The organism is Nitrospira defluvii (assembly GCF_905220995.1).
GTDB classification, from domain to species: Bacteria; Nitrospirota; Nitrospiria; order Nitrospirales; family Nitrospiraceae; genus Nitrospira_A; species Nitrospira_A defluvii_C.
The window spans coordinates 711,275-737,782 of the sequence record NZ_CAJNBJ010000001.1 but is presented as its reverse complement, the minus strand read 5'-3'; the positions used below and the strand labels follow the sequence as shown (position 1 = coordinate 737,782).

Below are 26,508 nucleotides of genomic sequence, written 5' to 3'. Positions count from 1 at the left end.
GTGTGGCCCCGCTGGTCGGTGAAAAAATATTCGCCACTTTCACCGTCCGCAATCCTTGTGCCGTGCTGTGACCGGTGAGGGGAACCATACGCAGGGTCAACCTATTGATTCTCCAGGGATGAAATCAGTCACGCCTGCCGGCCACATGCAGCGGGACGGTAGTGTCTGCTCAAAACAATGCGGCTATTATCGAATCGGATACAGAGAGGGAATGCGCGGGACGATGCTCTCTATAAGAATGAGCCTACGGTTTGGATGGTGGCGTAGGGGCAAGCGGGAGCGTGAAGTAGAACTTGGTTCCCGCACCGAGTTGGCTATCCACACACATCTGTCCGCCATGTAAGGCCACCAGACTCTTCGTGATGAAGAGTCCCAGCTGCGCTCCTTGTGATGTCGGCATCGCCGATTCGACCTTGGAGAACTCGGTAAAGACATGCGGCAATTGGTCCGGCGCAATCCCACACCCGGTGTCGGCCACCGTGATTTGGGCGTAGTTCGCGTCGCAGATGCTGCAGCTGACCGTGACATGCCCTGAAGGGGGAGTGAACTTGATGGCATTGCCGACCAAGTTGAAGATAATCTGCTCCAGCTTGTCGCGGTCGGCACGCACGGTGATCGGCTGGTTGCAGGGCAGAACCTCGAGCCTGATGGATTTTTCCGCAGCCAGCGTTTGAATGCTCTCCACCACATCTCGGGTGAACTCATCGATCTGTAGTGATTCCGGTTTGATGTCGACGCGTCCGACGTCCAGCCTGGACCAATCCAGGAGTTGATTGATGATCCTGGTCAATCGATCCACGTTGTGTTTGACACGTTGCAGATAGTGGGTTTGCCGTTCGGAAAGCTGCCCCGTCAGCCCGTCGAGCATGTTCTCGATGAAGCCTTTGATCGAAGTCATAGGCGTGCGCAATTCGTGTGAAGCGACCGACACAAATTTCGAACGCCGCTGGTCGTGATCCTGAAGGCGTTCGTTCACCGTCTGTAGCTCGTGGGTCCGTTCCTGGACGCGCCGTTCGAGGTGTTCCGTGAGTGTGGCGAGTTTGGTATAGGCTCGCGCATTGTCCACCGCCACCGCCACGTGGCTCGCGATCGTCATCAAGAGCTCCAAATCCTCCTCGGTGCACGGGATGGTTCCTCGGTCTGCCCCCAAGTACCCCAAGATCCGCTGTTGACTGCGCAGCGGTACGGCGACAAACGAGGAGATTCCCACCTGACGAAGCCAGGGGAGAACGGCGGGGGAGATGCGATCGGCGACCGGTTCGATATCCGGAACAAACAGGGGTTTGCCGCGGATTAGGAGTTCGGCGGCAAAGCCCGCGTCCTCTCGCACGGGAATCTCTAGTTGTCGAGCGACCTCCTCCGCTTCCGGGGGCATGCCCAGCATTTGTCCCACCGTGGCGACGCCTCGTTCGCTATCCCACAAAAACAGCACCATTCGGGCGAATCCTAAATTCTCACTGAGCAATTGAAGGACGGTGGACAGCAGACGGTCGAGGTCCAGCGTGGAGGTGATCGCCGCACTCGACTGATTGATGGTCGAGAGTTGCATCAGATGGCGACGGATGGTTTCCAGGTTGGTCGAAATGGCTTGGTCCCGCTCCTGGAGCGATTTCGTCATGAGATTGAAGAGTGCGGTGAGTTGACCGACTTCATCCTGCGTGGTCGGCACCACGAAGGTGGAGAGGTCTCCCTCGCTGACTTTTCGCGCGCCGGCGGCAAGATTGCGCAGCGGAGTGATAATGCGGCGGGCGAGCAAATTCGTGCACAGAATGCCGGTCGTAATGATTCCGAGGGTGAGCAGGAGAAAGGCGCGCAAGGCCTGTGCAAGTTCCCGTTGCATCGGCACTTCCGTGAGTCCGACTTGGACCACCCCGAATGCGTGCGGCGTTGCCTGGGCACCCTGTGTGCCGTGTGCCTCTGCTTCCTGAAGGGCTAATGCTTCGAGGCGGGGCTCGGATCGCCGTAACACCGGGAGGGCAAAATCATAAAATGTCTCTTCCTGGAGACCGGAGGTCGAAACGAACAGCGTGGAACCGCTTTCCTGAAGAGGAACGGCCCCGGCGGCGGTGAGCCGCAGGTGTGTTACGGTAGGTTCAGAACCGGGGGTCCGGATGAGTGAGGCCGCGATGTCGAGGCTTGGGTAGAAGGGGCGATCGGAGGAACGCAACGTCCCAAGCGGGCTCGTCAACGTGCCCTTGCTTTTCTCTGTCAGCACTTGGCCGTCGGCACTGGTGATCCGCACATACACCACCTCTTCGACGCCCAGGACTCCCGCAATGAATTGTTCGAGCATCGCCCGTTCCTCGATGATGATGCCGTAGCGGACGTTATGTGCGAGGTTTTTGACCAGGATGACTCCAAGGTCCCGCACCTGTTCCGTCATGGCGAGGCGTTTGCTGTGAATGAAATACCAACTCATGCCGGCACAGGCGAGGACGAGGATCAAACTAAACACCACCACGAACTTGGTCCGGAGGCTGATAAAACGTCCCGGACCGCTCGTGAGGTAGGGCGGCGCGGTGGGGGAGAGTGTGGGATTGTTCACGGCTGGTCCTTTCATCAATACAGCTCGTCGGCCTGTTGCTCGATGTCTCGAGGGATCTCGATGCCGAGGAATTTGGCCGTCTTGAGATTCAAGCTGGTTTCGATGCGTTCAGGGTGCCACGGTTTCATAGGGAGCGACAGCTGCCCGTCGAGGAGTTTGCGGCTGAGCTGACCGGCTTGGCGCCCGATGTCGCCGTAGTTGACGGAGAGGCACAAAAGGGCTCCGCTTCGTGCAAATTCCCGTGAAAATCCAATGACCGGGACCCGCTCTTCCAACGCCGTATTGAGAATAAACCGAAGAGACTCGTCGTTCAGGACCGTGGAATCCGGCACGAGCCAGAGGGCATCGACGGACGGAAGTAAGGCTCGCAGGCCTCCGGGGACGTCCCGCTCATTGTTGACCTGAAGCGGGATCAGGTCCGTTCCGTTGGGCTTCAGCAGGCGCCTGGCTTCGTCGATGAGCGCCGTGGTTTTTGCCGGATCGTAGAGCGTGCCGATGTGTTTGAGTTGAGGTAGCAAATTTCTCATCATGGCCAGCTGGCGCTCGATCGGAACCTCTAGGAGAATGCCGGTCATATTCTGGGTCGTGAGCCCGTACTTGGAGGGATCCAACACCATGGCGTAGACCACCGGAATATCGACGATCTCCAACTGAGCCGCCTTTGCCGCTTTCAGGCCCACGGCGAACACCAGGGCTGGATCAGAGGCACGGATCTTTCGCGCAAGTTTCCGTCCCTTCTCCAGGTCTCCCTGCAGATCGTATTCGGACAGCACAATGCCGCTGGGCAGAGCGGCTTTGAACCCGTTGATGGCTTGGTTATAGGCTGCGATATCCGAGGATTTGAGGATGATGACGTCGGTCGCCGAGGCGACCGGCATGCCGAGCAGCAACCACAGGAGGACGACCAGGATGTGACGGAGCGCGAGATAACGCCCAGCGGCGGAAGGATGTGCCACTCTCACGTGTAGACATGCGAACGTCACAGTCTGCGTCCTCATCGAATCAGCCGGCGACACGTCAGGTTGCCGAATGTTTTCCGTCTATTCGCCGGTGAGCCCCTTCGTGTCGTGAATGATGCCGAGCACGCGCGTAGCCACGCCGTCCGTCCCTCTGTAGATCCGTCCCGTCCATGCCAGCCAATGTATCGTGCCGTCTGGCCAAACCACCCGATGCCGGATGGTGATGGAGGTGTGGTCGCGCAGGCTGAGTTCGATGCGGGTCAGGGTCGAGCCGCGATCCACTAGGTAAATCAGGCCGATATACGCGGGATAGGTGCCGGGAAAGGAGCCGGGAGCCAGCCCGAACAGGGCCTCGACGCCGTCCGACCAGTAAAGCCGGTTCGAAGGCACATCCCAATCCCAAATGCCGAGGTCCGATGCGGCCAGCGCCATGCGCAACCGTTCTTCGCTGAGGATGAGGTTGGCCTCGGTCCGTTTGCGATCGGTGATGTCTTGCAAAGCACCGGCCATGCGGACTGCACGGCCTTGCGCATCCCGCTGAACCACCTCGGCCCGCGCGTGAAACCATTGGTACTCCTGTTGTTTGTTGAGAAGCCGGTATTCGACATCGTAGTGGGAGACGCCCTCTTCCATGCAGGCCTGCAACCGCCGGAAGACGCCCTCGCGATCGTCGGGGTGTAACCGGGAGGCCCAGCTCTCGAGAATGTCGGGAAATTCTTCCTCACTGTATCCCAACATCTCCCGCACACGAGGGGACCACCAGACAGGCGTGAGCGGTGAGTGCCAGGGATGGCCGGGGAGGACGTGGCCATCCCAGAAGCCGTCGTGAGAACCACGAATCACATGCTCCAATCGCTCTTCACTGGCATGGAGAGATTCCTGGGCGTGTTTGTATGCCGTGATGTCGCGGGAGATGGCGAGGAGGCGACGCGAAAATCCTTGGGTATCAAGCATGGGTGTGACCTGTACGTCCCACCACTTCGGTTGTCCGCCGGTGGTGGGGCAGAACCCGACGAATTTCCCGATATCGCCGGATCTGGCGGCTTCGAGGGCCGCCATGGCGGCGTCGCGGTCGTCCCCCTCCCAAAACTCAGCCCAGGACTTGCCGGTGTAGGCCACAAGATCTTTGATGTCGAGCAGCCGTTGCCCCGCATCGTTCATGTATTGTAACTGCCCGTCGAGATCCAGAACCTTGATACAGTCGGCGCTGCTGCGCAGGATTTGATTCTTCATCTCTTCGCTGTCATGAAGGGCGATCTCGGCCTCTTTCATGGCGCTGATGTCTTCACAGACGATCAGCACCACCGGGACCTGCTGATCGTTGCGCACGGCGTGGGCGGTTTCCCGTACCCAGATCACACTCCCGTCCTTCCGGACTTTGCGTAGTTCCCAACTCTTGGGCTGTCCCATGTCTGAGAGACAGGATGCGAGGTTTCGGCGGACGGCGTCCTGATCGGCCGGATGGAACACGGCCATGACAGAGCTGCCGATCAACTCTGGCTGGTCGTACCCGAGCCGTTCCGCGCCAAAGCGATTCACGGACAGCACGAGTCCATCGGCATTGACCATGAAATACATAGAAGGGTTATTGTCGAAGAGCGCACGATACCGTCGCTCGCTGTCGATCAAATCTGCTTCGACGCGTTTGGACTCGGTGATATCTTCCGCGAATCCTACGATGCGATAGACCCTCCCTGAGGCATCTCTGATCGGATAGGCCCGATCCCAGATCCATCGCAGAGACCCATCCGGCCGGAGGATGCGATATTCCTCATCGTAGTCCTCCAGGGTTTGTCGGTTCATGGCGGCCTCCTGGATCCGTGAGCGATCCTCAGGATGGATCGCATCGAGCCAGGACGCGGGATGGGCGTAGAGACTGTCACAGGTGCGCCCCCAGATCTCTTCATAGCCTGGGCTGATGTAGAGCACGCGTGTTTTTTCCGGATTGGTGATCCAGAATACCTCTCGGATGTGTTCCGCCAATTGCCGGAATCGTTCCTGGCTTTCCTCGACGGCGCGTTCCGCCTCCTTCCGTTCGGAAATATCGCGGAACACGACCACCGCACCGGCAATGCGCCCCTTTTCGATGATCGGGGTACTGACATATTCGACCGGGATCTGGCCTCCGCTTTTGCGCCAGAACACATCGGTCGAGACCCGGTGCACCAGGCCGTCACGAAGCGCTGCATAGATCGGACAGTCGTCGAGCGGGTAGGCGCTCCCGTCAGGGTGCGAATGATGCAGCACCGCATGCATCGGTTGCTCGATCAGCTCAGAAGGCTCATAGCCGAGCAATTGGGCGGCCGTCGGGTTGACGAACGTGGTCCGTCCCTTCTCGTCCAGACCGTAGATGCCTTCGCCGGCCTGGGTGAGGATGACTTCGTGCAAATGGCGGAGGCGATCGAGAATATCTTCTGCCAGGCGACGCTGGGTGATGTCGCGGATGATGCCGCTGTAAAAGATGGCCCCGTCAGTTTTCCACATGGCCAGCGAGAGTTCGAGCGGGAACTCGGTGCCGTCCTTCCGCAGTCCTTCCAGTTCGACGAGGCGCCCGATGAGGCGGGATTGGCCCGTCTCCCCGACACGGGCGAGGCCGCGTTCATGGGCGGCGCGGTACCGGGGCGGCATCAGCAGACTGAGGGATTTTCCGCGCACTTCATCATCCGTGTAGCCGAAGAGATGTGACGCGGCAGGATTCCAGGAAATGATCCGGCCCTGGTCATCGGCCAGCACGATGGAGTCGGTTGCGGCTTCGACCAGAGACCGGAATCGCGCCTCGCTCTCGTGCAACGCGTGTTCAGCATGTTCGACCTTGGCAGCCAGGGCTTGGACTCCGACTGCCCGTTGCAGGACCGCGCGCAGCTCATCACGGTTGTAGGGTTTGGTGAGGTAGGCAAAGGCTCCCTGGGTCAACGCGCCGACCGTGCGGTCGGTGCTTGTATAGGCGGTCAGAATGATGACGGGAAGTTGCGGCTGCTGCTGTTGTAACGTGAGCAAGACGGAAGTGCCGTCTCCGTCCGGCAAGCCCAAGTCTAGCAGTACTGCGTTGTAGTGGTGCGTACGGGTTTGTGCGAGGGCTTCCGCGCAGGTCACGGCCACATTCACCTGATATCCGTCGTGGTCGAGCAAGTCCTGCAGTCCGAGTGCAATGTCAGGATCATCATCCACGACGAGGATGGAATGAGTGAGTGTTGTTGGTGCCATCGCATCCTCCCGAGTGTTACCGGGCCAATCCTTAAAACCGAAGGGTCAACCATCCCATGACCCGCCTGCTGATGAGGTCCCCCAGCGGGTGTTCCTTGTGCTCATCATTCAGCGCATTGAAGACGGACACCGCGACTTCGGCGTCGCGCATGTAGCCGGCGGCGGCTTTCTGCTGCCAAAATCGGTAGCCTGCGCGCAGGTTGAGCAGGTTGTAGCTGCGGACACGATCTCCCGGCGTTGTGATTCCGGTTGTCGGGAGATTCGCTAATGTCGTAAAGCTCTGTGCAATCGGATAGGTGACGGCACCGACATAGTAGTAACTAATTTCTCCGCTGAGACCGTTCTCCCATTCTGTTCTGAGTCCGGCGCTGACTTTCGAGCGCGGCGCGCCCCGTCTGACCGTCCCGCTGAACGACTGACCGATTTCCTCATAGGCGTAGTTGGCAAATCCACTCAGCCACCGACTTGCCAGAAACTCAATGCCGGCTTCGCCTCCGTAAATATCAGCGGCCCCCGAGTCGTTTACGAAGGTGGAGGCGCCGCCGGAGACGGGCCGGCTGCCGATCAAGTTTGAGACATGGTTGAAAAAAAGATCCGCGCGGATGCGGAGCCGATGTTTCCAGTACCAGCCTTGATATCCGACCTCATAGGAGGAGATCTGTTCCGGGGCGAGTCCGGTCGCGCCGGTCACCGGAACGGTCGAAGAAATCGACGGAGGAAGCGGGAACGGCAAGCCGGTCGGGATCGATGTGGTTACTCGCTGGTCCTGATGAGATTCAAAAAGTGTCGGCGGTCGATAGGCCACGGAGCCTGATAGATGAAAGGTGTGTCCTTCGAGTGGTTGGTACAGCATGGCCAGGCGAGGACTCCAGGTGCCGTTGATCTGGGTGTGAAGATCATAGCGAAGACCGGCCACGATCGTAATGGCAGAGGTGGCTCGCCATTCATCCTGTAAAAACAGGCCCAAGCGGTTTTCTCGACTGAATTGATCGATAGCCGGACTGGATAGCGAGTTGTGCCGATAGTTTGCCCCATAGAGAAGACGATTCATTGAGCCGAGATTGAACGCGTGTTGCACATCGACATTGTAGGTATTGCCGGAAAAGGGATTCGTCGACACGCCATTGCGGTCGGTCACACTGAGGACGTTGGTCAATTGGGGAAGGGGTTTGATCGTGGCGTGGTCTGTATATCCGGACCACCAGGCACGAATGAAAAACTCTCCCTGTTCATACACGACGTTGGCGTAGCCGAAGGACGGGCGAATAGAATTGCTGGTTACTTCTCCGACTTGCCCATCGTACCGATTCGTTTCGACTACCCCTCCGGATACTTGCAGCTTCGATGTTGAGGACAACGCATAGTCCGTTTGGATATTGAACTTGTGCGCACGAAACGCAAGGGCGTCGCCATCTCGCCATTGTTGCGTCTGATCCCGGCCAACCGAAAGCCGATAGCCAAACTTGCCGACAGTCCCGGCATGGACCGCCGCACTACTTATGGTGCCTTGCTCGCCCCCGCCCATTTGTACTGTGGACCCTTTCATTTCTTCCGGTGACTTGGTGATGATATTGATGACTCCGTCAAAGGCGTTGAAGCCGTACACTGCCGAGGCGGGACCTTTGAGGACTTCAATCCGCTTGATCTCAGGAAGGGTGACCGGGATCGATTTCCAATAGACGGTGCCTTGTACGTCGAGATAAATGGAGCGTCCGTCCACCATGACCAGCATTTTGTTCGCGAACGGCTGGTTGCCTCCCCTGGCACTGACATTAAAGTCGCCGGCCGTCATCTGCATGATTTCCAGACCCGGAATGCGGCGGAGGACGGTGGGAAGGTCGGTGGCTCCGGACTGCCGGATGTCTTCGTCGGTGACCACGTAGACGTTCGATGGCGCCTGAGAAATGGGTTGTTCGTATCGTGAGGCGATGCTCACGGTTTCCTCTTCCTTGAGCAGTTCAAGGTCGTTGCTCACCGGGAAAGACAGCGAGTCCTCGAAGATCAGTGGGGCTGTGTCCGCGGCGGCGACACTCCGAAGGGTGATCGCCAAGACCACTGCGAGGAGCGGGGGCGAGGTGCTCTTTATGGCGTCATGCCTCATTGATCGCTCACAATCTGATGGTGACCCAGCCCATGACGCGGCTGCCCAGCATGTCGCCAAGAGGATGTTCCTTGTGGCGATCATTGAGCGCGTTCATGACTGAAACGGCCACTTCGGCCTTGTCATGCCAGAAGCGATAGCCGCCGCGAAGATTCAGCAGGGTATAACTTTCGACCGTCTGGCTCACTGGCGTGGGGAGCGCCGGCGCGAGCAGGGTAAACAATTCGATCAGCGGGTAGGTGGCACCGGCAACGTAGTGCACCGCGACCTCCCCGTTGAGTCCGCTGTCCCACTCGCCGCGCACACCGACGTTCGCCTTCCAATCCGGGCCGCCACGCCGAGAGACGCCGGTGAAGGTCTGCCCGATTTTCTGATAGGACGCGTTCGCGAACCCGCTCAACCACCTGGTGGCCAGGAATTCGATTCCCGCCTCGCTTCCATAAATGTCGGCTTCTCCGCCGTTGACGAGCGTGCGCGCGGTGCCGACGGTTTGGAAGTTGATCAAGTCGGAGAGGTGATTAAAAAAGAGGTCGAGCCTGGTCCGGAGCCGGTGGTTCATCCACCAGCCCTGGTATCCCGCTTCGTAAGAAATGATTTGCTCAGGATTGAGTGTCTGGGAGCCGAACAGCGGAATCGGTGCAAAGAGCGGCGGACTGGTCGGCAGGATACGAAGATCAAGATTCGATTCGAAGAGCGTCGGGGGGCGGTAGGCGACCGAGCCGCTGATACGAAACGTATGCTCCGGCGTCAGGTTGTAGACGAGGGCGACACGCGGGCTCCAGGTGCCGTTGATTCTGGTGTGCAGATCGTAGCGGACACCGGCCACAAGGGTGAGCGATGGCCGTATCTTCCACTCGTCCTGCAGGTGAATCCCGAGGCGATCTTCTCGACCCAACTCGGAGACGGCCGCGCCATCGACCCGGTTGTACCGGTAGTTGACGCCGTAACTGAGACGGTTGGATGGACTCAGGTCGAGGCTGTGCTGCGCTTCGAGGTTGTAAGTCTGGGTGGTGAAGGAGACATTCGAGCCGCCGGTGGCATTCGTCTGTCGGACAAATCGGGAGAGTAACGGGTGCGTAGCGGAGTCGACGGGAATATCGTTGCCTTGCCACCAGCCGCGAATGGAAACGTTTCGGTATTGATAGTGGACATCCGTATAGCCTTGGTTGAACTGCGATTGCGGAATCTGCACGTTCGAGACAGGCCCGTCGAAGCGATTCGTATCGATGAACCCCCCGGCTACCCGTAACGTAGCATCTCCCGAAAAGTTGTATTGCGTGTTGACGTTGAATTTATTCGAACGAAACGCCAGCGCGTCATTGTTCCGCCATTGCTGATTCTGGTCATGGCCGATGGAGAGACGATAGTCGAGTTTGCCCGCCGATCCGGCCTGGACGGCGGCACTGGAGATGGTGCCGAGTTCCCCGCCGCCGAACTGCAACGTCGTGCCCTTCATGTCCTGAGCGGACTTCGTGATGATGTTGATCACTCCGTCGAAGGCGTTGAAGCCGTAGACGACAGAGGCGGGCCCTTTCAGCACCTCGATGCGTTTAATCTCCGGGAGGGTGACCGGAAGCGATTTCCAGAACACCAGGCCTTGTCCGTCGATGTAGATGGAGCGACCGTCCACCATCACGAGGAGTTTGTTGGCGAACAGCTGGTTGTCGCCTCGTGCGCTGACATTAAAATCGGCGCCTGTGACCTGCATCACATCCAGCCCGGGCACGCGGCGGAGAATGGTCGGGATGTCGGTGGCGCCGGATTGGCGGATATCTTCGTCCGTAATGACGTAGACATTGGAGGGGGCTTGGGAAATTGGCTGTTCGTACCGCGTGGCAATGCTGACGGTCTCCTCTTCTTTGAGAAACTCTAGTTCTTCCCCGGCGGACAGGTGATTCGATTCACCCGTCGCGGAGAATGGCGGATCCTGAGCCTGACCAAAGGTGACACAGCAGAGGCTGATGAGCCCTCCGCAGGATGACAACAGCGTAGGCCGCCACTGAATCGTCGGGTGTGTGCGGGACTTCGGCGATGGATAAAGGGATGCACGTGGGGAAGAGGGGAGAGAGGGGGCGTAGAGCCGATGGATTCGAAGACGCATAGCATACCGTGAAGCTCTGCCCGAACATGTCTTGCTTGGTCAAAGGGAAGAGAAAAACCGGACCTGTCTGGATCACATTGTGCTCACGCAAAAGGCATGCTTGTGAGGGCGGTGCCCTACAGGTCGGCTGTCAGAATACCGGAAGGCGCTACGTGAGAGATGCGGGCTTCGTGAGGCGCAGGCAGCAAATGGAGCTGGCAGGCGGAGCCGCGTATCTAACCGGATACGGATTGTATGTGTTCAGATACAGGCATGTGGACGGCCTTGTTCGCGCGAGGCCGCCCTGGCTTGAGGTCCTGAAGCCGCGGGGAGAAGGGGCGGCCGTTTTGAGTCTCCAAATTGTGGAGCAGGTCTTCGATCGCTGAGGAAATGAGCCCAGCCATGGTCGTCCCGGATGTCCAGTAGGCGGCATCCCGCATGCGTTCGAGTAACTCGGTCGGCAGGCTGACGGTCATACGCTGGCGCTTTTGAGGTCGTAAATAGATGAGTCGATTCATCGTGCAACTCCTTTGCACGAGAGGCACGGAGCCTCTCTTCATTCTCCCTTTGTTCCCGCGTCAGGCCGCACGGTTCCTTGTGCAGATCTGAGCTTAGTCCGATTAGACTCCACGATGTGTAGGATGAGTCTCACGCCGATGTGCAGCGCCGTCTTTCCAAACCGCGACAATCAGCAAAGCCAACATGCCGCTGACTCCTACCAGGAGACCGCCCATGACGAGTTCCATGTCAGGCTCCTTTCTGTTCGGATAAGCCTGGTCCTGCATGCAGGACGTCGTGTCATGTCGTGACGTGCTGTACTGCAGCAACAGGCGTGCCATGTTGTCCTGGCGCGCCAGATGAGTTGTGACGATGCAGAAGCGCCCTGCCCACTCCGGGTTTCGCGATGCATTGTCGTGGATCACGAGACGTTCGCTGCTGAGCACAAGGGGTAGGATTGTATCGAATTAGATTCTGGCCGTATCGTATTTGATACGGGGGCATCACTAGAATCCTTGACTACGTAGGGAGGCAAGGGGGCTGGAAGCGCGAGTTCTGGGATGGCGAGGGGAAAAGTGCCGCGTCTTCGATGGGGATGAAGACGCGGCGGGTGGCGTGGTCAAAGGCGGACAACGTCGCGCTGGATGGGCACGATCCAGAAGCTATGACATGCGGCCGGTTCAACATCAACAACCGGCGGCGGTCGTCCAGCTTGGCCCCACGCCTCAACCTGTTCTCGGCTGAGTGACGGATTTAGGAGTCTCTCTATCAGAGGAGAGAGGCAATCACTGTGCCCTCGCCATGAGGGAAATGGTGCCAATGAGTATCGCCGGTCCAGTGATGCGGGGGGTTAGTAATTAAACCGTAAGGAGAGTGAGCCGGCATGAATGAGCGTGTCATAGCGGCCGTTGACAGTTGGATTCTGGTTGCCGGCCACGGTTCGAACCTCATAGATGGCGGCCTGATAGGCGAGATCGATAGCGAAGAGTTTCGGTTTGAGCGGACCAATACCCAATTCGCCGCACCGTATGAGTCCCAGGAAGGACCCGTTGGCATGGCAGGCCAGCCCAATTCCCACCGAGGGGATGTGGGAGTTAGCGGAAGGCACCCCGGGATTGAAGGTGCGGTCGGGAATCTGGGTCTGCTGGTTCATATACCCGGCCCGCAGCGCGACATCCCAGTCAGGTATGGCGGGCACGTGCAACCAGCGATATTCCGTGCCGACCATGGCTGTGTACCCGCTCTGCCAGTTTTGTGGAAAGGGCAGCAGCGCGCCATTGGACAGATGGATGTCGAGGGTGCGGTTAGCTTTCCAGCCGACGTAGTCCACATCGAATTCGAGTTTCCACTCGCGATCGGCAGTGCGGACCGGCCAGACGGCCATGCCGCCGGAGAAGACTTGTGGGAGCACAAAGGTGGCCGCGGTGTTGGCCACTAATGCCCCATTAGCGAGCAAGGTACCGGTGAGATGGAAGGTGGCCTGGCTGCGATAGACCAGGCCGATATTGACGAGTGGCTTCCCGTCGCTGTTGCGGAATGGCGTGTAGAGCAGGCTGAGGTTGAAACCCGCCGTCGTATCACTGCCGTTGATTTCAACCAGCGAGCCGGAGGCAATGCCCAACCCGCCAGGCCAGACGGATTTCTGCTCCAGGTGCCCTTCGCCAAACAAGCCCGAAAACGTGTAGATGTCGGCGCCCAATCCAAACGACAACTGGTCGTTGAGTTTGTAGGCAATGGTCGGTTTGATGTCCAGCAGCGGCAACGTGGTAAAGGTGAGTGCGCTGCGGAAGGGGCCATCAAGCGGATATCTGGTGAGGGATCCAAAGGGATTGTTGAATCCAATGCCGGCGCTGAAGTTGCCCAGTGCCGACAGACCGAGATCTTTGAGGTTGGCCGTAAGGTAAACATGACCCGGAGGCGGCCAGGCCAGGCTTCCGTTACGATCCCCCGTGACCTGCGTGCCGGTTGGACTGGTGAACTGGGTGACACCACCGATCAGTGAGGTCCCGAACAGGGTCTGGAAGCCATGCAACTGTGTCATCCCGGCCGGATTGTAATGCAACGCGGAGGGGTCATCGGCCTGCGCGACGAATGCGTTTCCCATGGCGGCGGCAGCGGCTGACTGTCCTTGGAGGCGAGGGGTCTGGGCGTGAGCGTTCATCGCCACAAACAGACAGTCCCAGAGCAGCCAGGTCATAAACAGCAAGAGGATATGGCGGGAGCGCGGCGTGAGCAACATAGAGCGATCGTTCTCTTATTCAGTCGGGGTGAACGGAGCCGTTTAGAAACCAACGATCAATGATGTGCCGAAGCCTGGTGGCATCAAAGGGCTTGAGAAGGTACCCCTGGGCTCCGGCCTCCACCGCGGCCATCGCTCGGTCCAGCGCCTCCACGGCTGTCATCATGACCACCGGGAGTGTGGGGCGGTTGGGCCGTAGTTGACGAAGGACATCGAACCCGTCCATTTCCGGAAGGGCGATATCCAGGAGCACCCCATCCACCGGTGTGTCGGCCAATAGGCGTAGCGCGGTCTCTCCATCCGCAGCTGTCTCGACCTGGAAGCCTTCTGATTCCAGGCGATCCCGCAGGAGATCGCAAATGTCCGGATCGTCATCCACCACCAGCAGCCGGCGGCGGACCGACGGCAGTTGGACGGTCGGAGTCGATGTGCGAGCATGGAGGGGGATGGTGAAGGAAAATTCTGTCCCCTGATCCAGCGCGCTGTGAACTGCAATGGTGCCGCCATGCAACTCCACCAGATCTTTGACGATCGCGAGTCCAAGCCCCAGCCCCTTCGTCTGGCTCCGCTCCTGATGGTGCACGCGGAAAAAAGGATCGAAAAGCTTCGGCAGGGCGTCGGGGGGGATGCCTTGACCGTTGTCACGGACCACAATTCGGGCCATCTCATGGTCGGAGATCGACAGATCTACCGAGATGTGCCCCCCCTCCGGCGTGTACTTGATAGCATTATCCAGCAGATTCGTCAAAATCTGGCTGAGTCGATCCGGATCGGCCCAGACCAGCAATGCGGGATCGGGACTTTGGAGTTCGATCTGCAGGTGTTTGGTGATCGCGAGGGGAAGGAGCTGTTCAATGACGTCGGTCGCCACCGTTTGAAGGGAGATATGGTCAAAGGACAACACCAGTTTGCCTGCCTCGACGCGAGAGAGATCGAGCAGGTCGGTGATCATACGCGCAAGCCTGGTTCCGTTCGCCTTGATGCGGGTGAGGTATTGCTCCTGTTTGACGTTCAGGGAGCCGACCAGTCCTTCGAGCATGTTGTCCGCAAACCCGACGATGCTGGTGAGCGGAGTACGTAGCTCGTGAGAGACGTGGGCAAGGAATTTGGATTTCAATCGATCCATCTGTTTGAGTTGCGCGTTCGCGGCTTCCAGCTCCGCGGTACGTTCCCGCACGCGGGCTTCCAGGCCGGCGTTGAGCGACTCGATCTCCCGATAGGCCTGCGCATTGTCCAGGGCACTGGCGACTTGGCTGGCGAGGGTGACCAGGACATCGAGGTCGTCTTGGGTCAGTGCTTGATTGTGCGTGCGGTCGACTGAAAGAGAGCCGATGACGGCATGGTGTGTTTTGAGCGGAACGGTGATGAAGGATTTCACATTGACCATGCCGATCAATTTTTGATCGAAGGGGTGGAGCCGGTCCCAGATTTCGTGGATATTGTTCGTCAGCACGGGTTCGCCACGAAGGAAGACAGTCCCTTCCACACTATCGGGGTCAGTAACGGATACTTCTTGCGTCCGTAGAAAATCCGCGACTTCCTGCGGCATGCCGCGCACACGAAAGTCGTGCGACACGTTTCTGGTGCGATCGAACTGCGTGATCATGGCGCGATCGTAGTGCAGGTCGCGGACGATGGTATCCAAGACGTTCGTCATCAGTTCTTCCCGATCGAAGGTCGAACTGAACAGCAGTCCCGCACGGTGTAAGGTTGTTAACTCGTTGACCTTCCGACGTAAGGTGACGGCGGTGCTCTGTTGCTCCAGATAGGCCTCCCGCAGTTCTTCATGGCGGGCGTCTACGACCTGTTCCTGATCACGAATCAGTCTCTGCAAGGGTTTGGCGGCCTGGCGCATGTGGCTGGTAATCATCCACCACAACAGCGACGCCGGAATCGCGGCGAGGCCCAGGGCCTCGATGGTCGGAACGTTCGGCCAGCGAATGTGTACGTACGCGAAGGTCCCTCCCGCCACGAGCAACCACATGGCTAGTGGGATGGAGCTACGGACTTGTGGCGTCCAGGTGAATTCCCATTCGCAATAGGGATCGCCGTTGGCGGTGCAGGAGAGATCGCGGACTGTGGCGGGCGGTGTGCCGTGCAATTGGGTCTGCACCCGGGCGATGCTGGTCTTGCAAGAGAGGCAAATCACATCGACACAGCGTTTTCGGTACGGACCGAATTGGGCGAGTGCCCGATCGGTAAACGTCATGCGCAGGACGGCCGATCGTCGAGTGACTCGACCGACCTCAAACTCCAGCACGTCGCGGACATATTTCCTGCCCATATGGGGCCACATCTTGTAGAGCTGTGGCGTCGAAAACGGGCGGCAGAGAATTTGGATCAGCGGCGGAACTTTGCGATGCGTGCCGACATTGACGTGGAAGTCTGGGTCGCCGGAGAGCTGCTCGCAGAATTCCCGCAGGTAGCAGACGAACTCATACGAATAACTGTTCCAAATGTTGCGGAGAAAGTCCGGGGTGACGTGATAAGAGCGATCCGGAAGGCGCGCATTCAGGAGTCGACACAGTTCCTCGATCGCATGGGTAGCCGCTTCCGTGCCGGCGGTGCGTGTGAGGTAGTCGCACATGTAGTCCACGTTGGATTGGACGACGACTCCGCTGATATCGCAGATTTTCTCTCCCCGGTCATTCAGGCCGAAGGGGCGAAACTCCATGAATGGCCGTTCAAGGATCGAATGGTCTTTGGAGAGGAGATCGGTCATGCGTGAGCGGTCTCGTCCGATGCGTCTCCGGCGTGCACGGGAGCCATCAGATGGTTCGGGCGTCCGTGGACTAGTCCAGATTCCGGCAGGCCGGCGTATTCGGCAACACCAGTCTGTCGAGATCACAGGTCTTCAAGTATTCGATGATGGCCCAGCGGTCATTCACCGGTAGTTCACATCCCAATACCCCGTTGCCTTTTGCGCTGTCGCAATCCGGCGTATCGGTAAATTCGTGGCCACGGTTGCTGTTACCGGGTAATACGGTTTTGAATTCGAAGCGTGCGGGTTGACTGGGCGAAGGGGGAAGGCCGGTACAGTCTTCGACGACAAACCCCACCTTCTCGGTGTCAAACTCCATGTTCGGACTCAGAGCGAAACAGACGCGTCGTTCTCTCGCGGGGGAGAGCAATTCGTAGAGGTTCGGGATCGATCCATTGTGGAGGTAGGGAGCGGTGGCCCATACCGCCACATGCGGGCGAGCAATGTACTGGGCTTTGTCTCGCCAGATGTTGGGCCGGTTTCGATAGACAGGCGCATTCGTGGCGTTGTTCACGGCCATCAATTCGCTCGTGACGTATTCCGACGCTTCTCGCGCGGAAATTCGCCCACGCCCCAGAAAACTCGTGTCCACGGTCCGTTGGGAAAAATTCTCCAGATAGAGGGGATCGGTGCCGATTTCCTGGAGAGGCACCATCGTGATCTGGAGGCTCGGGCCGCCGTCGGACGAGCCGGATATTCGTGCGGGGACATGGCAATGGGCACAGAGGTTTGGAATACCCTTGGCCCTGTTGCCGTGGTACAGGTCCTTCCCGCGTGCAGCCAGTTCCCGATTGATGGGTGGGAAGGCGGATGGCCATTGCGGTGGAGGCAGGCGGCGTGCCAATTCTTCGAGGGTCGTGAGGGAATCGACATTGACGGACGAGCGGAACAGGCCGTTTTTGTCTGAGGGAATGGCGGCGCCGGGTCGTGCCCAATTGAAGAGGCCGGCGTTGACGCCGATCACCTGGCCGATATTCCTCGCCAGTGGATGTTGAATCGACCCAGCCCACTGAACCCAGTCATATTCCCACACGCCCCACAGCGGAGGAATACTGACCGGGGCATTTGCAGGTCTGAGATTGTCGGGATGGAGCATGGTAAACACCATATTCCCTCCCCGTCCGAGCGCATCAAACCGGCCCGGCCCCCACTGCTCAGGCGAAAGGTCTCTCCCACTACGTGAAATCAGCCCGTGGGTGTGCATTCTCACATCCTGCGCCAACTTGGTGAGCGTGTAGGCGGTTACGGCTTCTCCACGACTGGTCAAGACGCGGGTGGCGAACGTCTTAAACGGCTCGGGTGGGGCCTGCTCCTTCAGGGTCTGGAGGAATGCGGACAGATCAGGGGGGATCAGCGCGCCCAGCCGTTGGATGAGGGCGCTGAGGAATCGTGCGTTGTATTGGAGCGAAGGGCCGCCCTCGATCTTGATCCGCTGACCTTTGTAGCTGAACTGCGTGGTGTGACAAAACGAACAGGTGAATCCGGCCTGAGGCACTGAGATGTTCGGTCCTTCGGTCTTCGCAAAACCGACCGGAAGTTTATCGATATGATCCGGGTCGGCGACGAGGCCGGTCGCCGCGAACATCTTGGTGAGCGATTCATCTTCTAACGCGATGAGCCAATCATAGGGAATCAGCTGAGTGCCGGCCGACAGGTGGTACCACTGCTGTAGCTCCTGGTCCGACAATCCCTGGTTCAGAGCGCGGGTAGTATTCGGGGGCGAGACTGGATCGATTGCCCGGCAATGCAGGGGAGAGAGGGTGAGCAGCAGGGTGGTCAAGACCAGGGTCCGGCTCAGACGGATGGGCATGGTTCATCTCCTCATAAAGGACGACCTCAAGGAATCAGGACATGCACGGTTGGTCCGGTTCTCGGACCACCGAGTCGGCCGCACTCTGGTGACATCAACAAGGGTGGCGATTGTGGAGCGATGAGTCACGCACACCTCACGTTGCAGAAAGCAACACACATGCCATGATCGCGGTCGAAGGGTACCTGGATCGGCCCACGAATGCCAATAGATTTTGAGCAGGTGGTCGACGGAGGGGCCGGAGCAGCGTGGGCATGCTGCTCCGCCTGGGGCAAAGCCCATGTTTGGTGGTCGAGAGTCGCTGTCGGTAAGTATGCGGGGGGGGCGTGCGTCTACTGATGCAGGTGTTTCATGGCCGCGGCGCAGAGGATGATGAAGAAGCCCATCCAGAGCGCAGCGCGTTGGAAGGGAATCGACTCATACGTCTCGCCTTCCTCTTCTTCGTCCTCATCGGACTTGAAGATGACGGTATACAGGAACAGTGTCAGCAGACAGAGGACCAGGATGAGCTTGATGCAGAAAATCCAGAGATACTTCGGATGGTTCTGTAAACCCTGACCGGTTTGCGAGACGAAGATCTGATTGACGTAGTGGAGGTTGATGCCGCCGGTGAATAGCAGGACCACTAACAGAATACCAGCCACACGCTTGTAGTGTCGATAGAATGCGTCGATGATCGGGCGGATGTATTCTTTCGGGAGCCCGCCCTCACGAAGCCCGGGAGTCACAGCCATCACGAGAAATGCCAGGCCGCCGATCCAGATGACGGCAGACAGCAGATGAAACCAATGGTTGACGATGGGAATGAGCTGATTGAGATCGAGAAACAGGCTTTGTACGGAATCCATGGTCGATTGGTGAGGAGCGGGAGGCGATGGCAGCCAGGTTCATAGAGTCACTGCGGTGCCGGTCCCTTACTCTTTCCCTCTCATGTCAAAATTGAAGACCGGTGCGTCGTTTCCAAATCGCTTTTTTCTCAGTTCTTCCATCAACTCGATGGTGATGAGGCTGATCCCATTTTCCCGAGCATGCCGTTCCACGCCCTTCTTGACCATAGCACGGAGAAAGTAGGGGATCCGACTCAGCCGAAGCTCTGACGCTTCGTCCCACGCAACGGCTGTCTCTTCCGGAGTATTGAAGGCGACTTTGATTTTTTCGCCACCTTTAGGCGTGTAGAGGCACCACTGGTCCTCATCTAGCCAGTCGCCATGGTCGACATAGGGCCGGGCCCGACAACCGCCGCAGATATCCGTGTATTCGCAATCTCCGCATTTCCCCTTCAACTGCGGATAGCGGAAGGAGTTGAACACATCCGACCGTTCCCAGAGATCAACGAAGCTCGCCTCGCGCACATTTCCGGCCGACAGCGGCATGTAGGGACAAGGGGTGAGTTCTCCGTTCGGCGTGACACGCGCATAATTGGTGCCGGCCAAACAGCCGCCGCCCATGTATCCCGTCGCCTTGGTGAGGGGAGAATTGGGATCTTTCTCGTACGCCAGCCGCTTGAAATGGGGCGCGCAGCGCGCCCGCACCAACATATCCTTGTATTGGTCCTGACAGTCGACCAGGTAGCCCAGCACTTCTTCGTACTGCTGCGGTGTGATGTCGGTCAGTTCCTCGCCGCGTCCGGTGCAGACCATGAAGAACACATTCAATACCCGTGCGCCGAGCTGGTGAGCCCATTCCACCACCTGAGGCAACTCTTGATAATTCATGGGTTGGGCGCTGAAGTGTACTTGGAACTGGAGGCCGTTGCGCTTGCAGGCTTCGATGCCGGCCAGTGCACTGGCAAAGGCGCCAGGGACACCTCGAAACTGGTCGTGCTTTTGAGGATCAAGGGAGTCGATGCTGATTCCAACTCCCATCACGCCGATCTCGACCAATGTTTTGGCCATGCGATCGTTGATCAACATGCCGTTGGTGCCGAAGACGACGATAAAACCGAGTCCGACGGCATGGCGGGCTATGTCTAGAATGTCCGGTCGCACGAGCGGCTCGCCGCCGGTGATCACCAGCAGGCATCCTTTGTTCACCTCGGCGATTTGGTCGATCAGGCGAAAGCATTCTTCCGTGCTGAGCTCGTCGGAGCCGCCACCGGCTTTGGTGGTGGCATCGAGGTAGCAGTGATCACATTTGAGGTTGCAGCGCTTGGTGAGGTTCAGCGCCACGAGATACGGCTTGAAGTCATCGACGGTCCGGCCGTCGCCAGGCCCTGTTGAGGGGGCCTCCGGAGAGATGAACTTGGAGATCTGTTGCTGAAGTGACCCCAGCTTGTCGCCCAAGAAGGGGAAATTGAGAACCGGCAGTGACTTTCCCATCACCGGTTCGCCCCGGTTTTGGAGGAGCCGGTTAAGTTGGCAATCATGTCCTTCAGATTGCCGGTTTTCATGGCGTCGGCCATGTAGCCCTTGGCCTGTTCAATGCCTTCCGTCGCCACTTCCAACGTAATGACCGTGGTCCCGATCTTATCGGCGTGCTTTTCGATCAAGGCCTTGGTGCATTCCCGCATGAACCCTTCCGGTGCGCGGTCCAGGCGGCCCTGGGCATCAGGCGTCCATGTATATGGGGAGAGGGGTGCTTCAGCCTGCGCGACTCCGTTGCCGTTTGGCGCATGGGCAGTGGTTCCGTTGGCTTCGGCTGATGCCGGCTCTGGTGCGGTGCCGGTGCCTTTATTGGCGAAAATCGGCGTGTAATCTTCGTCAGCCGCTTCCTGAATCATGGGCGCTGCGTATTCGAGCGTGATCGTCGTCATGCCGAGCTTGCGAGCGCTCTTTTCGATTTTGGCTTTGGCCCGTCGACGTTGGAACCCGGCCGGAACGGCGCGAATGGCCTCCTTGGCATCCTTCGTCCACTGCATCGGAATGTCGTCGTAGGCGACGTCGGTCTCGAGTCCGCCCTCCGCTTTGGCCGCTGCCTCGAAGATCGACTTATCGACCTGTTTGAATCGATCGCCGTCAGCGCTACACACCGGACACTTCACCGGGGTATCGCCCTTGCCGATATATCCGCAGCCGTCACAGACGAAATAGTTCTGGCTCATGCGATCCAGGTAAGCCTGTGTTCCAGGGCTATGGGTCGGCTTTTCTTCCACGACCTGAGTCATCATCCCGCTGAGGGTCGAGCCCATCAGATCCTGTGCGACGGAATCGTCAGCTTGCATCTTGTCACGATCAATACCGGCGGCGTCGAGGTTTCCGCCGAGTGCTCGCATCGCGTCCATCGCCCCTTTCGGAAGAATATGGCCGACCGCGGCGTCGACGACCGTGTTGCTGATGATCGTATGTCCCTTTTCGATGGCATAACGATGAATGGCGGTCTTGGCGACCCCGCGGGCAAACACGGGAATTCGTTCCATACGTCGCAACGCTTCTTCCGTCCAGGCGATCGTATATTCCGCCTGCGTGTCGATGGGTGGGACATACTTGCGATTCGACACCAGAATGTTACAGGAGGCGGAGCGGAGTAGGTTCTCCGTGTTGCTGCCGATGTCCATATCTTCATCGCTGTGGACGCCGATACGACCAACGATGAGAAGCCACGGGTTCTCTTTCCGCACGTATTGAATGATTTTTTCGAAGGCCTTGCCGTCCAGCAACGTCGTTTTGACGTCGGTTTGTTCGGCTTGGGCGATTTCACGGGAAATATCGAGATGCGATTGGTAGATCTTGGCCAGCCCGCTGTCGATGACCTCTTCGTGCAGCTTTTCCTGCTCCTTGAAGCGGAAGACCTTACCGGCCTCTTCGTTCAGAACGCCGGAGATGCTGTGAAAGGCGGCATAGTGGAAGTAGGGATCAAAAGCGGAAATCACTTCGACTGGTACATTGAACGCCTTGCCGAGCGCCAGGCCGGTCATGAGCCCGCCGAAGGAGTAAGGGCTGCCGTCCACGGCAACTACGATCTTTCCGCTGCCCATCGGTTGGGGCTGCTTGATGATCAGCATGTCGGAGTTCCGGACGCGTCGCAGAACCCGTTCGGTGTTGCTGCCGATCACGCTATCCTTGACGGCGCCGACCCCCAAGGCCCCCATGATCACGAGATCGTAGGCGTTGGTGTTGATATCTTCAGCCAGGACTTTCCAGTTGCGGCCTTCCAGCGAGCGACGCTCCACCGGCAGGTTGGCTTCGTTACATTTCTTGTCGACGTAGTCGAGGTAGGAGTCCGTGATGATCTGGAGTCCACGAGTGATCAGGGAATCGTGAATCTGGCGCTGCCGGTCCAGCTCCTTCTCGTCGTGATATTCCTCAGGAAGCCCCGCTTCCATCTGCTTGAATCGTTTATCGTGCATCTTGGCGGCATAGACGTGGCTTCCCACAATCTTGGAGCCATAGGTTTTCGCCAGTTCAACTCCGACATCAACCGCTGTATTGGAATGGTCGGAATTGTCGACCGGGATATAAATGGTCTTGTACATCGAAACGCCTCCTAGGCAAACACTCTATAGGGGGAAGAGATCAGAGAACCGCCAGGAATTCAAACGGTTGAATGGAACTTTACCCCAAAAGAAGCGGCATGATAGCACCGTGTTCTCGGGGAATGCAAGCAAACCCATGGCTGGCAGATGGTCTGTGGATAACGGCTAACCCGTTGGACTCACAGCGGTCTTTTCCGTGCTGGTAGCGGTCGGTTGGGAAGGGCGGCGCGACCGGAGGATTTCCTCGAGGGTCAGCAGCGCGTCTCGTCCGGAGTTGTTTTGAATGCCACGAATGAGATTGGCATCGGCATAGTGGGCCTGGTTGGGTTTCGACTCGGGCGTCGCGGTTTGAGAGAGCGAGCCGGTCCAGGCTCGAGGGTCGCGGCTGCCTGCTTTCTGCTGCCAGGCCGTGAGACAGGCCTTGGCGATGAGCTTATTGAGCGGCGCCGGGTTATAGAGTAGTTTGCGGATGCTTGTTGGCGTGAGCATGAGCGGATTGTATCCGGCGGACAGGTACCCTTCCTCCAGCAGCCGATGCTCCAAGTCTGTATTCGGTTGGATTCCGAGGAAGAACATCAAGGGAAAGACGCGTTCCTCTCCCAAGATCGCCGCGACCTTCTTGTAGGACTCAACGCTTTGGAGCAGACTTTCTTCGGTCTCCTTCGGGGAGTTCAGTGAATAGTTGAGAATCACCTTTCCTTTGAAGCCGGCTTCGGCCAGGTATCGGCATCCATCGTAGAGCCGTTCGAGCTTGAAGCCCATGTGCAGGTTATTCAACACCTCCTGCGATCCGGAGGTAATAGCCACTTCCAAATCCCCGACACCAGAGCGCACCATCAGCTTCGCCAACTCCGGGGTGATCAGCGAGGTGCGGATGTAGCCGGACCACTCGATCTCCAGCTTTTCGCTCAGGATTCGTTCAAGGATCTCCGTGCACTGGGGATAGGCCTCTTTCCCGGTAATAAACTGGGCGTCGGTGAACCAGAATCGTCGCGCCCCCCACTGGTGGTAATGCTGGGAAATGTCCTTCACCACCATCTCCGGCGGGCGGTACCGAACGCGTTTTCCTTCAATATAAGGATAGAGGCAAAACGCGCAGTCGTACGGACAGCCTCGTTTCGTTTGCACACCGATCGATTCATCCATGTAGGCGGCGTGCTGCGGGAAAATCGACGTGAGATAGGGGAGGTCGATTGTTGGTGCGTCAAGCAACGCCGGTGAGCCCTGCTCGCCTTTGCGCGTCTGCTTTCCCTCGCGAATGATATAGCGCTCGTGTTCGAGGGATTCGCCGTTGACCACCTTCAGAATCGCATCTTCCCCCTCGCCCAGGATGCCGATAGTCCCCTCAGGGAGTTTTTCAATCAGCTGGTCGGCAAAGGCGGTAAACGCTCCCCCCCCGATCATGATCTGCGTCCTGGGGAACTCTTTCCGGATCAGCCAGGGATAGGACAGGTTGGCTCGAATGTGGCTGTAATAGCGGTAGAGTTGCTTCAGTCCGGCAAACGAGGCGGCAACCCGCTTGATCGGGTTGCTGGCAAAGTAAAAATTGAAGGCATGCTCCAGGGACGCATCACCCTCGTGGGGGGAGAAAATCTGAATGTCCCGCCACGAGAAGCACACGAGATCCGGCTTGAAGTCGAGCGCGGCATCACGAATGGCCTGTGTCCGCTGAGACTCGGGGAACAGGGACAGGTCGAGAATGCGTTGCCGCACGTCCGGCTTCCGGCGATGGATAAAGTCCGCCAGGTAGGTTGCGCCGATCGGGTAGACCTTTTTGCAAGGCAGGAAAATGTAGAGGATGGATTCCATAAAACAGTTTTGAGTGTTGAATGGTGAGATGTGAATCGTCGGTAACGGTCGCTAACTCAACAGGAAACACTCATCATCGAGAACTTCCTCCCCGTTACTTCGTGGCGATGTGTATCGCGACGATGCCTCCGGTCAGGTTGCGGTATTCGACCTGGCGGAATCCCGCGTCGCGCAGCAGCGTGGACAGTCGTTCCTGATCGGGAAACGTGCGGATCGACGCCGGGAGGTATTCGTACACCCCGGTTCGATCCCGTGCGACCTTCGTGCCGATCCACGGGAGCAGACGGAAGGAATACCAATCATAGAGGGCGCGTAGCCAGCCATAGGCGGGTTGGGAAAACTCCAGACATACAAAGCGGCCGCCGGGTCGGAGGACCCGCCGGATTTCGGTAAAGGCCTGAGACAGGTTGCCCACGTTCCGCATGCAAAACCCCGTCGTGACCGCGTGGAACGTCTCGTCAGGAAAGCCCAATTGTTCAGCGTTGGCTTGCAGGCAGGTAATCCGATTGCGAAGTCCTCGCCCCACCACCTTGCGGAGCCCTTCGGCCAACATGGCATGGTTCAAATCCGAGGCCACCACATGCCCCTGTTCCCCCATTTTCGGTTCGACGAGGAGCGCGAGGTCAGCCGTCCCGGCGCCGATATCCAGCGCGCGCCCGTTCGTGACCGTAGGCACGTAGGAGGCTGTGAGTCGTTTCCAATGGTGGTGAAGTCCGAAACTGAGCAGGGTGTTGTTGAGGTCGTAGACGCCGGCGATAGCGGTGAACATGCGTTGGACCGCCTGTTCACGAGCCTGCCCAGACCAGGTCGAGACAGCTTTCGCCGCCCCTTCGGGAGTATCGGGTATGGAAGAATGTTCTGCCCGCACCATGGGAGGGTGGTAGCACCCGCTTTTACCTGTTGTCAAGCGAGGCACGCAGGACGCGTATCGAGCAGTGGGACGTTCCGCTAGGGAGGATGTAAGACGTGGGTGTCAACGGTTGAAATGACTTGTCAAGCACCGGCCCCCGAATGTGTGCATGGCGTGTTCGGTGATGATGGGGTCAGTGGCGAGAGAAACGTCGCCAATTTTTCCGCCGGTGTCAGGCCTTGGAGGGCCATGGAAAACCGGTCGTAGTTGTAGCGATGCTCCCAGGCGCGTAGGGCCTGAGCGGCTGACGTGAACTCCTCAAAGGTTGCGCGACTCCAAAATTCCTCCTCGTCGATGCGATGACTGCGTTCGACTTTGCCGTTCTGTTCGGGCCGACGCGGTTTGATGTGCCGCAAGCGGATACCGGCTTCTTGCACGGCCAGCGCAAAGGCCAGGGGGAATTCCGTTCCATTGTCGACCTGAACCTTGCGAATGGGAAACGGGAGGATGTGTCGCACGGTGGCCAGGAAGTCGAGACTGGTGCCGTGATACTTACGCGGATAGAGGCGTAAGACGCGATACCGCGTGCAATCATCGAGGGCCGTGTATTGAAAACACTTCTGGCCGGCGACTTTCACCTCCTTCACATCAATCTGCACGCACTCGCCGGGGTGCTCTTTGCTGAAGAGGATCGGCTGCCGAGGACGTCGCGGGCCCGTGCGCCGGATCGGAGGATAGCCGAGGTCTCGACAGACCCGGCGGATCGTCGCAGCCGCGACACGGATGTGATGCACCCGGTCCAACCAGAACCGGGTCCGCATGGCGCCGAACTGCAGCTCGCGGCGGGCGTGCTCGATCAACTGCACGGCCTCGTCGGAGATACGGCGGCGGCGTGTGCGCGGATGACGCGGGACTAACCCCGCCGGCCCGCTGGCCACCCAACGGCGGTGCCAGGTCCGGACCGTCTTGCGATCCAAGCCGAACCGCCGGGCGGCGCCTTTGAATCCATACTCGTCGGCATAGCGCAAAATCGCTAGCCGGCTGTTGATGAGGTGATGATGTCGAGTGGCGATGCTCAACGTTCTCAGTTCCTTCGTCGTGATCAATCGCATTGGCTCCTCCCTTGTCATGGCGTGTGACTGTAGCCCATGCAGGGGGCCCACTCTCAACAAGATATTTCACGATAACTGATTCGATTACAAGGCAGGTCTATCAGCGACCATCTCGTATCGTTGCAGCGG

At 58.5% G+C, this 26,508-nt stretch carries 16 protein-coding genes; all 16 read right to left on the bottom strand.

Annotation, left to right across the window (positions count from 1 at the left end):
• Positions 1 to 244 precede the first annotated feature (244 nt).
• A complete protein-coding gene (locus tag KJA79_RS03405) occupies positions 245 to 2,560 on the bottom strand; it encodes a HAMP domain-containing sensor histidine kinase (protein WP_213040594.1) in 2,316 nt (771 codons plus the stop codon).
• A complete protein-coding gene (locus KJA79_RS03400) occupies positions 2,560 to 3,507 on the bottom strand; it encodes an ABC transporter substrate-binding protein (protein WP_213040593.1) in 948 nt (315 codons plus the stop codon). The genes KJA79_RS03405 and KJA79_RS03400 overlap by 1 nt, the downstream gene beginning before the upstream one ends.
• Before the next feature lie 78 nt (positions 3,508 to 3,585).
• The gene (locus KJA79_RS03395; protein WP_213040592.1) at positions 3,586 to 6,708 is read right to left on the bottom strand and encodes a PAS domain-containing response regulator; all 3,123 of its coding nucleotides are present in this window, start codon (positions 6,706 to 6,708) and stop codon (positions 3,586 to 3,588) included.
• Positions 6,709 to 6,739: 31 nt separating this feature from the next.
• Positions 6,740 to 8,809 carry a TonB-dependent receptor plug domain-containing protein gene (locus KJA79_RS03390; RefSeq protein WP_213040591.1) on the bottom strand — a complete coding sequence of 690 codons (2,070 nt, stop codon included), beginning with the start codon at positions 8,807 to 8,809 and terminating at the stop codon, positions 6,740 to 6,742.
• 7 nt (positions 8,810 to 8,816) lie between these two features.
• Positions 8,817 to 10,793, bottom strand: a complete 1,977-nt coding sequence (locus KJA79_RS03385; protein ID WP_246507388.1) for a TonB-dependent receptor plug domain-containing protein — start codon at positions 10,791 to 10,793, stop codon at positions 8,817 to 8,819.
• A gap of 332 nt (positions 10,794 to 11,125) precedes the next feature.
• Positions 11,126 to 11,407 (bottom strand): hypothetical protein, encoded by a 282-nt coding sequence (locus KJA79_RS03380; RefSeq protein WP_213040590.1) that lies wholly within the window; start codon positions 11,405 to 11,407, stop codon positions 11,126 to 11,128.
• A gap of 102 nt (positions 11,408 to 11,509) precedes the next feature.
• Entirely contained in the window at positions 11,510 to 11,833 is a 324-nt protein-coding gene (locus KJA79_RS03375) for a hypothetical protein (RefSeq protein ID WP_213040589.1), read from the bottom strand.
• Between the two features lie 404 nt (positions 11,834 to 12,237).
• Complete coding sequence (locus KJA79_RS03370; protein ID WP_213040588.1) at positions 12,238 to 13,626, bottom strand: OmpP1/FadL family transporter; 1,389 nt, start codon at positions 13,624 to 13,626, stop codon at positions 12,238 to 12,240.
• Positions 13,627 to 13,645: 19 nt separating this feature from the next.
• Positions 13,646 to 16,348: an ATP-binding protein gene (locus tag KJA79_RS03365; RefSeq protein WP_213040587.1), complete on the bottom strand. Its 2,703-nt coding sequence runs from the start codon at positions 16,346 to 16,348 to the stop codon at positions 13,646 to 13,648.
• Between the two features lie 70 nt (positions 16,349 to 16,418).
• The gene (locus tag KJA79_RS03360) at positions 16,419 to 18,197 is read right to left on the bottom strand and encodes a di-heme-cytochrome C peroxidase (protein ID WP_213040586.1); all 1,779 of its coding nucleotides are present in this window, start codon (positions 18,195 to 18,197) and stop codon (positions 16,419 to 16,421) included.
• Positions 18,198 to 18,529: 332 nt separating this feature from the next.
• Entirely contained in the window at positions 18,530 to 19,045 is a 516-nt protein-coding gene (locus KJA79_RS03355; RefSeq protein ID WP_213040585.1) for a hypothetical protein, read from the bottom strand.
• 66 nt (positions 19,046 to 19,111) lie between these two features.
• Entirely contained in the window at positions 19,112 to 20,515 is a 1,404-nt protein-coding gene (locus KJA79_RS03350; protein WP_213040584.1) for a radical SAM/SPASM domain-containing protein, read from the bottom strand.
• Complete coding sequence (locus tag KJA79_RS03345; protein WP_213040583.1) at positions 20,515 to 22,608, bottom strand: universal stress protein; 2,094 nt, start codon at positions 22,606 to 22,608, stop codon at positions 20,515 to 20,517. Before KJA79_RS03345 ends, KJA79_RS03350 begins: the two co-directional genes overlap by 1 nt.
• A 165-nt stretch (positions 22,609 to 22,773) precedes the next feature.
• Positions 22,774 to 24,417, bottom strand: a complete 1,644-nt coding sequence (locus tag KJA79_RS03340) for a B12-binding domain-containing radical SAM protein (protein ID WP_213040582.1) — start codon at positions 24,415 to 24,417, stop codon at positions 22,774 to 22,776.
• A gap of 94 nt (positions 24,418 to 24,511) precedes the next feature.
• A complete protein-coding gene (gene mpqE, locus KJA79_RS03335; RefSeq protein ID WP_213040581.1) occupies positions 24,512 to 25,288 on the bottom strand; it encodes a methyl-plastoquinone biosynthesis methyltransferase MpqE in 777 nt (258 codons plus the stop codon).
• Positions 25,289 to 25,410: 122 nt separating this feature from the next.
• The gene (locus tag KJA79_RS03330; RefSeq protein ID WP_213040580.1) at positions 25,411 to 26,379 is read right to left on the bottom strand and encodes an integrase core domain-containing protein; all 969 of its coding nucleotides are present in this window, start codon (positions 26,377 to 26,379) and stop codon (positions 25,411 to 25,413) included.
• Positions 26,380 to 26,508 lie beyond the last annotated feature (129 nt).